The following is a 10,279-nucleotide window of genomic DNA, read 5'->3' on the forward strand; positions in this document are numbered from 1 at the left end:
GAGAAAACTATCTAATCAACTTCGTATGGATAGAGCTAAGGAATACTTAATCAGTACACCTGAAGGCATTGAACAGATTGCTTTTAAAGTCGGCTTCTCTAACGCGAGTAGCTTCTCAAGCGCATTTTCTCGTGAGGTAGGGCGAAGCCCACTCGAGTTTAGGCTAACAAATTCTTGGGGGGAAACCCAATAAGTTTGTTAGGGTGGCGTATCATTCAAAGCAGCGAATAACCTCGTTATGGGACGTTAATGATCACTCCTAATAGGCAATATGCCACGTTTTTAAAAAGAGCGGTGCTAGCGCTTCGCAAAAATAAATGCGTGACCTTTCCACAGTTTAAAGATTCGATGAAGCTCTGAGTTACTCGTTATCGAATTACTAGGCCTTTCGCACCTTGAGAACCCAGGCGACTTACTTTTGATTTGATTCCCTGCTGTTTATAGATCTTTTCGAGTAGACCTGTCTTTATGGCGCCATCTAGAGCTATGTTAAATTGTTCACGCAACTCTAAGGCCCCACTCTTCTTGCGAGTAAAGCCGACATGAAAGGCCTTGATAGGTCCGACTGCTTTAGGAATATAGTCAATGTTCCGAAACAAAGGTGCATACTGATCAATATAAAACTGACATACCAGCTTGTTGCATATAAATAGCTCGATGTGCTCGCGGTTCAATTTTTTTAAGTTGTCGAGTGTTGGGTTTTGTGAAAACAGCGGAGCTGTCTTTATGAGCCCTTCACGCTCAGCAGCTTGGAACGCTATAGGATAATGGTAGCCTGCATTTGACCCGATACTATAAGGCTGAAGATCTGATAAAGTCTCCCACGATATTTCTGACGATCTTCTTTTGAAAAATACAGTATCAATTATTGAGATAGGGTTAGAAAAGTATGCAGATTTGCTTCTCGACTCGCTGTAGGTATACGGATATACCCCGTCAACAAGACCGCCCTCCACCATTAAAAGTGCTCTTTTTGCTGGGACCGAAGTAATCTCCAGCTGATAGCCCATTGTTTCAAAAATCTCATGTAGCAGTTGTGTAACGCTTCCGACGACTTTCCCAGCTTCTACGAAACTATGCGGAGCATGCTCAACGGTGACAAAGTGAAGTTCTTTCGAGGTCGTTTGGACGCTAAATAAACAAAGGCTCAAGAAACAAAAGGATGCTCTGAGAAATGGCAGGACATTGAAATCATGCAACATGTTTAATAGTCTTTTTCTGAAACGCGATTTTAGAATCCATATTAGCCGAGCAATGAGCGTTATACAAACCTCCGGCTCTGTAATGATATTTTTGGCAGGTATCAGACAAACCGATTCGAATCTAACAACTCTCAGATGTCTACTTTGTGGAGAAGACAGACTGTCAGAAAGGTAGTGCTTAGTGCTTCAAAATCAAAATTCTTCGACATCTTTAAATCAGGAGAACTAGGCCATTTCGACAATGCCCTTCAACGGCAGTTTTTGGCTTTAGCCGACTAAGCTTTTCTTGCTGTTTGTACGCTCTAGTTGAAATCTCTATTTCGATAGGTCAAGCTTAGTGCTAACTTTTTCAATTGAACGTTGGCTTTTACAGCCAGCGCTTTCTCTTAAACCAATAAACTAAGCCCGTTGATAGCGACAACATGATTGCGAGCAGGTAAAAATAGCCGTTCTCAACCTTGAGTTCAGGTATATAGTCAAAGTTCATCCCATATAGCCCTGCCAAAAAACTTAGTGGCACAAACACAGCGGTGATGACCGTTAAAACTCTCATCGTTTCATTCAGCTGATGCGCTGATATCGATAAATAACCATCGATCAAATCTCCGCAAATATCGTAGTGCATCTGAGCAAGTGTAAAAAGGCGCTGGAAACGATCATCTAAGTCGTTAATTGCATGCTCGCAAGCTGCCTTGTCGAAATATGCGTACTCATCACTTTCTTTATGTAAGCCTTCACTTATGTCCGTATGATAATTAAATGTCCGCGTCAGTTTTACCAGCCGCGACTTAAACTTTGTCAGCTCTTTCAACTGTTGGTCATTTGCATTGTTTTCGAGTTGCTCCTCAATCTCACTAAGTTGAGTATCAAAATTAAGCAACTTCTCGAGGTAAACACTCGATGCTGCTTTCATTATTTGAATAGCGACCGTCATAGGAGATATATGTTTGAGTTTACGCAAGGCTTTTTTAGATTGCTCTACCCCAACCGATTTAACCGGGTGAACAGTAACCAGAATGTTGTCTTTAACAATGAGTCCAATCGACTGATGTTGGAAAGATATATCATCTTCAATGGCACGAATTCCGCGATACAAAATAAATAAGTGCTCGTCAAAAAACTCGATTTTTGACGGGTGGCTCTTTCGCAGGGTATCTTCAATAGCAAGGTGGTCAATATTTAGCTCTGTGAGCAAACGTTTAATTATTTCATGATCTTCGGTCGTAAGATCAATCCACAGCTTTTGGCTCGTGAGTAAGTCGCCGGAAATTAGATCATCAATCGACATTGCTTCGAGCTCTTGACTCTTACCATCGTCAGAGAGCTGGATAATACTTAACATGTCATAACCCTCTATATCTCTATTATTTCTGGCACTTCAATCTCTGGAGCGTCTTCTACAGGCATTTCAAGCGCCCTAATAACATTGAGAATGTTTTCTATCTCGTTCGTATGAATGTTCTCTCGATGATGGCACGCAAAGATTTGTCTAGCAATGACCGGCGCATCGGCAACTTGATAAAGGCTTTTGTCGATATAGGGTTCAATTAAACGGTATGGTAAATAGGCACTGCCGCCAAATTCAAGCATAAATTCAAGCGCTATTCGTGAAAGCGTAGTATGAAGAATAGGTGATATATTATCTGAAAACACCTGAGTAAAACTCATTTGAAACGACAAACCCCAATCAATGGCAATATAACGTTGCTGGACTGCCTCCTCTGCTGTTGCGTCAGCATTCGTGCTAACCAAAATCAGTTCGGCGGGGGTTATGGGTATAGATACCAAGTCATTGAGTTTCGCTGGTTCATAAATAAGCGCCACATCCAATGTACGTTCCATTAGGTGCCGGGTTAAGATATCTGGATTGTGCGCTTCCGTCCTCAATGCCATTTCTGGAAAATCGCGATGAAGTCGGTGCAATGTGTCTTGCAGCACCAGGTCCCAAAGACCTGTTGTGGCACCGAGAGAAATTACGTGTTTTTGTTTCTTTCGTAGCGATACATCTTGGCGAGCTCTTTCCCATGCAATGATAATTGTTTCGGCATGATTAATAAGGCGCTCACCTGTCACCGTTAATTGTAAGTTATTCCTAAAGCGAGTAAAAAGCTTCGCACCTAATACATTTTCCAATTGTTTGATACGAGCACTGACCGCTGCTTGGGTAAGGTATAAGTTTTCAGCCGCTTTACCAAAGTGACGCGTATTCTTTACTTCCAAAAATGTACGTAATAACTCAATGTCCATGATGTCGCCTATGTTAAGGCCAGCGAGCTAACCTATTTATGCCAATAGTCCTTAAATATAGTACTAAAGAGACAATTAAGTCTAACCCTATCACCTAAAGGAGAACTATCACAAATTAAGGCCAGGTATGCATCGCGACCATCACCCTGGCAGGGCGGTTCATAAGGTATAGAGTCACACATTTTTCGTGCTAAATTTGACAACAAAAAGCATAATTCAGAGGTATTTGATATCTCGGCTTTCCCAGCCAAGTCACTTAGCGAAACATACTCGCGACCTGCTTTAAAAAGTTCACAGATAATGTCGTTCGTTTTGCGGCTTTCAATTGGAAGGGTCTCACAAATTGCGCGATACCATGCTGTTAGGTCAGGCATGCTATTTTCTCTCAGTCTAATTTCGTTCCTGATATGACTGTCAACAACACCCTTGAGGTATTGAAATGGTTCATCACTATCTAAACCCTCACAATAAGCAACTCTCTCACCCTGCTTAAAAACCTCGCCGGTACTCACTCCGTTAGTGACTCGGTTTACTAGCTTGTAGGTTCTATAAAAACTTTCTTTTATCTGACTCTTGGTTAATCTGTCAGGCATTGTTAAGACGTTCATCATAGTAGATTCCAAAACAACTGATTGATAGCACTATCCTCATTATTGTCATACTAGTTTCGTCATTCGACCACCTAATAAATTTTGTCGTCAACACAAATTCTTTTCGTTTTACGCTTTAAAAAATCAGGCCCAAAATTACGACAGATTTACACAAGCTCAACTGACAATGTTTGGAGGTATCCCAATGAAAATAGCAATCCTATCCCGTAACCCAGAGCTCTACTCTACTCGCCGACTAAAAGAAGAAGGAGAAGAGATGGGGCATACTGTTGATGTCATCGATACAATGCATTGTTATATGGATATTACCAGCGCCAAACCTTCTGTGAGATACAAAGGTAAGCCCTTACCTCTTTATGACGCTGTCATTCCACGAATAGGAGCTTCGGTTACTTTCTACGGTACTTCGGTCGTCAGACAATTTGAAATGATGGGAACTTATTGTATTAATGAATCGGTCGCGATTAGCCGGTCACGGGACAAACTTCGTTCTTTACAACTGTTATCTAGAAAAGGGATTGGTTTACCTAGAACAGGTTTCGCAAATCGGCCTGACAAGATAGATGACTTACTTAAGAATGTCGGTGGCGCACCCGTTGTCATTAAGTTATTGGAAGGCACTCAGGGCATTGGTGTTGTATTAGCGGAAACGACAAAGACAGCCGAAAGCATCATTGAGGCATTTATGGGTCTAAAAGCAAACATCCTTGTACAAGAGTACATTAAGGAGGCAAATGGTGCTGATATTCGCTGTCTTGTGGTGGGAGATAAAGTCGTTGCTGCAATGAAACGTCAGGCTGCGCCTGGTGAGTTTCGCTCAAACCTACACAGAGGGGGCTCGGCTGAAATAGTTCGCTTATCGCCAGCTGAAAGAAAAACAGCAGTCGATGCAGCAAAGACAATGGGCTTATCAATGTGCGGTGTAGATATTCTTCGAAGTGCTACCGGGCCCGTTGTCATGGAAGTGAACTCTTCCCCGGGGCTAGAAGGCATTGAAACGGCTACCGGCAAAAATGTAGCGGGGATGATTATTTCGCATATCGAAAAGAAGGCAAAACCCAACGCAACCAAAACTAAAGGGAAAGGTTAGTTATTAGTTGAGACAATGCAAATATTAGTTGAGATATTACAATGAGACAGAGCTTTTCCATAGCAGGACGTGACATCAAACCGGGTGAATCAGCATACATTGAAATGCCCACCGTTGCGCTGTATACCGACACCGAAATGTCGATGCCGGTATACGTGAAACACGGTAAAAAAGATGGCCCGGTATTGTTCGTTAGCGCTGCGATTCATGGTGATGAGTTAAATGGTACTGAGATTATTAGTCGCCTAATTCAAGGTAAACAACTTAGAGGAATGAAGGGAACGCTCATAGCAGTCCCCATTGTAAATGTTTATGGCGTCATTTCACAAAGCCGCTATCTACCTGACAGAAGAGATTTAAACAGAAGCTTCCCCGGCTCGACTAAAGGGTCGTTAGCAGGAAGAATTGCAAACCAGTTTCTGAAAGAGATCGTTTCAAAATCGGACTACGGGATTGATTTACATACAGGTGCGATTCATCGCTCAAATCTGCCACAGATACGAGCAAATTTAGATGATGAAAGAACAAATGAACTTGCAAAAGCCTTTGGCGTGCCTGTTGTACTTAATGCCGATATAAGGGATGGATCGTTGAGAGAATCTGCTGGAGAACTGGGCGTACCAGTACTTTTATATGAAGCAGGTGAAGCATTGCGATTTGATGAATTATCTATTCGTGCGGGTGTAAGAGGCATCGTTAACGTTATGCGTTCATTAGATATGCTTACCAAACGACGAAGCAAGCTTAAATATGAACCTTTTATTGCTAGGCAGTCAGGATGGGTAAGGTCAACTGACAGTGGCTTTATCCGTTATAAAAGAACGCTTGGTGAGCTCGTGGAGAAAGGCGATGCGCTGGCAGATATTCAAGACCCGTTTGGTCGAGTATTAGACACCATCACGAGTCATGCTAAGGGTATTATTATTGGTAAACAGAACATCCCATTAGCACAGGAGGGTGAAGCATTATTTCATATTGCTTATTTTTCCAAGCCAAACGAAGTGGCTGAAAATCTAGAACTAATGAATGACAATTTGGTCAGTGAATCCGAGGTATTGTTAAATGAGCCATGATAACTTTTCCAAGAATAGAAATCTAAGTGAGGAGCAAACAATTGTGGGAAGTTCCTTCGCGAAATACCTGGATGGAAAGATCTTACTAGGTGCAGTCGAGTACGCTGACCTACCTGGACTACATTTATTCAACGTTCAGGTAAGAGTTGACACCGGCGCTAACAACTCATCTTTGCACGTCGAAAATATTGAGTATGAAGAGAGGGATAATGAAACTTGGGTCAGTTTTGATTTACCAAAGGATGTCTTTCCTGACCGAAGGGCGAGTAGACGGTCAGCAAAACTCATCGACAAAAGGCTTGTTAAGACCAATAATGAGGCTAAAGAGAAGCGTTGCTTGATTGAAGCGAGTGTCTGCATTGGGAAAAGTCATTGGACGATACCTATCACCTTAACTGACCGCTCTAATATGCGATATCCTATGTTGCTGGGTCGAACCGCAATGGCAGGACGAGCGCTTGTGGACCCCGAGTCGGAGTATATCCAGAGTGAAGATAGAATGAGCGTAAACTATGAATAGCTTATGCTCGTAGACAGACAACAAGTATGAAGTTGAAGCAAAGTATTCTTGAGGTAAAAAATGTTTGATGAGCTTTTGGCCTGGTTTTCAATGTACAAAGTAAATGTGTTGCTAACGTTGGTTATCATCATTATCTACGGCTTTTTTAAATACGTACTACGACCACGAATCATCGCACATGCAGAGCACGGAAATCTAAAAGACAAATCGAAAGAAACCGCGCTCGCTGCAGTAAATGTGTTGCTGTTAATCGGAACAGTGGTAGTCACTCTATTTGTATGGGGTTTTGACTTCAAAGGACTCCTGACATTGTCTGCCAGTATTCTGGCGGTCACTGGTGTGGCGTTATTCGCCGGGTGGTCGGTACTAAGTAACATCACCTCATTTTTTATTCTTTTAGTGCAAAAGTCATTCAGGCGTGGCAACTTCGTCAGAGTGATTGATGGCGATAATTACGTCGAGGGGTATATTTCTGAAATTAACTTATTCAGCACTAAACTAATCAGTGAAGCGCGTGAAGTTATTATATATCCAAACAACTTACTTCTAACCAGACCAATGCTCGTCAATCCTAGAGATCGTTTAAAAGGGATTGGTAAATTGCAGTCTGAAGAGTACAAAGAAGACAAACAGTCTTAATTTAGAATAACCCGAGTTGCCTAGTTATTCAAACAATTACTTAGCGGGATACGAAGCGGGCAATACGACGACCAGTTGATCTATCGAAAGCGCTTAAGAAGAAAACTCAGAGATTACACCTCGAATATACCCCCTCATGCCCAAGCCGCCAAAAAAGCTGACGAGTGGCTAGTCAGCGAAGGCAAGGCGCCACGTTATGAAAATGGCGGCTGGGTCTCTTATTGTTATACCGTGAATGGGCCTGAGCCTATAGAACACCTTGTATCACCACTTGATTATGACCTGTATCTCGCCAGACAAATCGCACCTATTGTCGATGGTGTAGTCAGCTTCTTAGGCACCTCATATAACGAGATTACTAGTGACCAATTGAGCTTGTTGTAGCTGCCCAACCTTTAGGTTGAGCCTTCCACAAGTGCAACCCAGCGTCAATATTTTAAAACCTAGGGTCAAGGGATTAACGCTCCTTATCTGTACAATTCTCCTGCAGAATTTAAAAACCAATAACAATCTAATAGCTACGTTTACAAAGGAATAATAATGAACGATAGAAAGATTCCACTCGCACTTGAACATGTTTATCGCTGGGAAAAGGAAAAGGCCCAGGACATTTACCTCACGCAACCTCTTGGCAATGGACAAGTTAAAACCTATACCTGGCAACAAGCCGTATCTGAAGCCAGAAAGATGGCGAACTATTTGAAGACTCTTAATTTACCAGCCAAGAGCCACATAGCATTACTGTCAAAAAACTGCGCTCAGTGGGTCATGGCGGATTGGGCAATCTGGATGGCAGGACACGTTACCGTTCCGCTCTACCCAACCCTAAACGCCGATACCGTCAGCTATATACTTGAGCATTCCGAAGCACAAGTCCTATTCGCTGGTAAGCTTGATGATTGGGACGATATGAAAGACGGTATTCCAGAAAGCTTACCCTGTATTTCCTTTGACTTAAGCCCGGAAGAAGTGCAGCAAAAGTATACTAGCTGGGATCAGATTGTCGCAAAGAATGAAGCCTTAAGTGAAAATACAGCTCGCGAAGCAGATGAAATCGCCACGATTGTTTATACCTCTGGTAGCACCGGGAACCCCAAAGGCGTGATGCTATCTTTCCATAGCATGGCCTATGCTGCACAAGGCGCGATAGCCTCATTAAAAGTGACTGATCAAGACAGAATGCTTTCTTACCTTCCTTTGGCACACGTGATGGAGCGTTTTGTAGTCGAAATGGCCTCTATATCTGTTGGCTTTCAATTATTTTTCGCCGACAAACTCGATACCTTTGTCGCTGACTTGAACCGAGCAAACCCTACCTTGTTCCTGGCGGTTCCTCGAATTTGGACAATATTCCAGACAGGTGTCTTTGCCAAGATGCCAAAACAAAAGCTCGATCGTTTGATGAAGATTCCTTTACTGTCAGGCTATATGAAAAAACGCGTATTGAAGACGCTTGGTCTGCAGGATGTACGCTATGCTGCGAGTGGCTCTGCACCACTAAGTCAAGATACGATTGCCTGGTACCAAAAGCTTGGTCTTGAACTCCTCGAAGGCTACGGCATGTCTGAAAACTTTGGTTATTCTCATATGTCCCAGCCAGGCAGAAGTTGCCTTGGTTACGTAGGTGAACCTTTACCTGGTGTTGATTGTCGAATCAGTGAGCAAGGTGAAATTCAAATCAAGAGCCCTACCCTGATGATGGGTTACTACAAGGATGAGGCGAAAACCAAGGCTGAGTTCACTGAAGATGGCTATTTGAAAACCGGGGATCGTGGTGAAATTGATGAACTTAAACGCCTTAAGATTACCGGACGAACCAAAGAAATATTTAAAACCAGTAAAGGTAAATACGTTGCGCCAGCGCCAATAGAGAATAAGATTATTGGCCATCAAGACATTGAGATGGTTTGTGTATCGGGCGCTGAGTACCCACAACCTCACGCATTGGTAGTATTAGCCGAATCATCGGCCAAAAAAACAAGCTGTGATGACTTTAAAGCAGAGCTTGCCTCTAGCTTTCAATCTTTAATCAAGGACGTAAACTCTACACTTGACCCTCATGAGCATATCAAGTTCGTGACGATTGTCAGTGATGAGTGGAGCATCGCCAGCGGGCACCTAACACCGACGATGAAGATGAAGCGAGATGTTATTGAGTCGAGTTACAAGCCTCATTTGGATGATTGGTATGAAGCACGCCAAGCGGTTGTTTGGCATTAGGGTGCACTATCGTCATCCCGGTGTGCTCTTCAGCCGGGATCCATGATACCTAGCACGGCGCATCAAGCAAAATGGATTCCCGCTTAACACACTGCGGGAATGACGCGTCTTTAAGACTACGGGAATGGCGCGTTTTTAAGACTGCAGGATTTCAGCAACTTGACCATCCGTGAAATCCCTATCACCGTTCCGAAAAGAATATATCACCGTATTCAGCTTCGGCATTCGACCCGGAGTCATCGGCATCAGTCATAATCGCAATCGCCTCAACTTCGTCATAGGATTTGCCGAGCCAGGCTTTCAGATCTTCCTGAATATTTCGTTTTTCTATATGCCACTGCCCTGCGCCGTCGCTATTATTTCGTAAGGGTATCATCAGAGTGTTGTCAGGCGCATAAGCATTGGGCCAACTTGCTGGCGCATCTTCCCGGCTCGACCAGACATAATTCAAGGCCTTGGTTTGCCAGAAAAACCAGCCATCAGAAACGACTACATAGATTCTCGCAGCATAGTCATCGCCTTGCTTCGTTTCTTCAGGCAAACTCGCTAAGGGTTTATTGACCTTCCAGCGCCAATTTAAAAAGGGAGTCTTCTGTATATTCACTTTCATTTTCTTGAACATACCCGAAGCAGAAGCTTGACTAATTGCATGCAAAACCTTCAGTTTGGGATTATCA

The 10,279-nt window shown here is 43.0% G+C and carries 12 protein-coding genes; 7 read left to right on the top strand and 5 right to left on the bottom strand.

All coding sequences use genetic code 11. The annotated features are described in order from the left end of the window. A partial coding sequence (locus A3756_RS06805; protein WP_156490335.1) for a helix-turn-helix domain-containing protein occupies window positions 1–193 on the top strand: 193 nt, incomplete at its 5' end. Window positions 194–368: 175 nt separating this feature from the next. On the opposite strand, the gene A3756_RS06810 is transcribed toward A3756_RS06805, so the two are convergent. The 4 genes from A3756_RS06810 to A3756_RS06825 form a co-directional block, all read right to left on the bottom strand. Then, window positions 369–1,202 carry an ABC transporter substrate-binding protein gene (locus A3756_RS06810; protein WP_068553159.1) on the bottom strand — a complete coding sequence of 278 codons (834 nt, stop codon included), beginning with the start codon at window positions 1,200–1,202 and terminating at the stop codon, window positions 369–371. Window positions 1,203–1,569: 367 nt separating this feature from the next. Continuing rightward, window positions 1,570–2,544, bottom strand: a complete 975-nt coding sequence (locus tag A3756_RS06815) for a magnesium transporter CorA family protein (protein ID WP_068508819.1) — start codon at window positions 2,542–2,544, stop codon at window positions 1,570–1,572. An 11-nt stretch (window positions 2,545–2,555) separates the two neighbouring features. Beyond that, complete coding sequence (locus tag A3756_RS06820; protein WP_068508821.1) at window positions 2,556–3,449, bottom strand: LysR family transcriptional regulator; 894 nt, start codon at window positions 3,447–3,449, stop codon at window positions 2,556–2,558. A 32-nt stretch (window positions 3,450–3,481) separates the two neighbouring features. Further along, entirely contained in the window at window positions 3,482–4,060 is a 579-nt protein-coding gene (locus tag A3756_RS06825; protein ID WP_068508825.1) for a hypothetical protein, read from the bottom strand. A gap of 184 nt (window positions 4,061–4,244) precedes the next feature. Between A3756_RS06825 and rimK the strand changes: the two genes are divergently transcribed. The 6 genes from rimK to A3756_RS06855 all read left to right on the top strand — a co-directional run bounded on the left by rimK (window position 4,245) and on the right by A3756_RS06855 (window position 9,602). Then, window positions 4,245–5,150 (top strand): 30S ribosomal protein S6--L-glutamate ligase, encoded by a 906-nt coding sequence (gene rimK / locus A3756_RS06830; protein WP_068508826.1) that lies wholly within the window; start codon window positions 4,245–4,247, stop codon window positions 5,148–5,150. A gap of 41 nt (window positions 5,151–5,191) precedes the next feature. Then, window positions 5,192–6,223 carry a succinylglutamate desuccinylase/aspartoacylase family protein gene (locus A3756_RS06835; protein WP_068508839.1) on the top strand — a complete coding sequence of 344 codons (1,032 nt, stop codon included), beginning with the start codon at window positions 5,192–5,194 and terminating at the stop codon, window positions 6,221–6,223. Further along, on the top strand, window positions 6,213–6,743 hold the full coding sequence (locus tag A3756_RS06840; protein WP_082865127.1) for a RimK/LysX family protein: 531 nt from the start codon (window positions 6,213–6,215) through the stop codon (window positions 6,741–6,743). The genes A3756_RS06835 and A3756_RS06840 overlap by 11 nt, the downstream gene beginning before the upstream one ends. Before the next feature lie 60 nt (window positions 6,744–6,803). Next, window positions 6,804–7,382, top strand: a complete 579-nt coding sequence (locus tag A3756_RS06845) for a mechanosensitive ion channel domain-containing protein (RefSeq protein WP_068508841.1) — start codon at window positions 6,804–6,806, stop codon at window positions 7,380–7,382. Between the two features lie 75 nt (window positions 7,383–7,457). Further along, complete coding sequence (locus tag A3756_RS06850) at window positions 7,458–7,766, top strand: hypothetical protein (RefSeq protein WP_068508842.1); 309 nt, start codon at window positions 7,458–7,460, stop codon at window positions 7,764–7,766. Between the two features lie 156 nt (window positions 7,767–7,922). Further along, on the top strand, window positions 7,923–9,602 hold the full coding sequence (locus A3756_RS06855; protein WP_068508844.1) for an AMP-binding protein: 1,680 nt from the start codon (window positions 7,923–7,925) through the stop codon (window positions 9,600–9,602). Between the two features lie 181 nt (window positions 9,603–9,783). On the opposite strand, the gene A3756_RS06860 is transcribed toward A3756_RS06855, so the two are convergent. Further along, window positions 9,784–10,279, bottom strand: a 496-nt coding sequence (locus A3756_RS06860) for a DUF3047 domain-containing protein (RefSeq protein WP_068553161.1), incomplete at its 5' end; no start/stop codon positions are given.

It is taken from the genome of Oleiphilus sp. HI0086 (genome assembly GCF_001635225.1).

Excerpts from the sequence above, each read along its gene's own strand:
- A3756_RS06810 (WP_068553159.1), bottom strand. The coding sequence starts at position 1,202 with ATGTTGCATGATTTCAATGTCCTGCCATTTCTCAGAGCATCCTTTTGT.
- A3756_RS06815 (WP_068508819.1), bottom strand. The coding sequence starts at position 2,544 with ATGTTAAGTATTATCCAGCTCTCTGACGATGGTAAGAGTCAAGAGCTC.
- A3756_RS06820 (WP_068508821.1), bottom strand. The coding sequence starts at position 3,449 with ATGGACATTGAGTTATTACGTACATTTTTGGAAGTAAAGAATACGCGT.
- A3756_RS06825 (WP_068508825.1), bottom strand. The coding sequence starts at position 4,060 with ATGATGAACGTCTTAACAATGCCTGACAGATTAACCAAGAGTCAGATA.
- rimK (WP_068508826.1), top strand. The coding sequence starts at position 4,245 with ATGAAAATAGCAATCCTATCCCGTAACCCAGAGCTCTACTCTACTCGC.
- A3756_RS06835 (WP_068508839.1), top strand. The coding sequence starts at position 5,192 with ATGAGACAGAGCTTTTCCATAGCAGGACGTGACATCAAACCGGGTGAA.
- A3756_RS06840 (WP_082865127.1), top strand. The coding sequence starts at position 6,213 with ATGAGCCATGATAACTTTTCCAAGAATAGAAATCTAAGTGAGGAGCAA.
- A3756_RS06845 (WP_068508841.1), top strand. The coding sequence starts at position 6,804 with ATGTTTGATGAGCTTTTGGCCTGGTTTTCAATGTACAAAGTAAATGTG.
- A3756_RS06855 (WP_068508844.1), top strand. The coding sequence starts at position 7,923 with ATGAACGATAGAAAGATTCCACTCGCACTTGAACATGTTTATCGCTGG.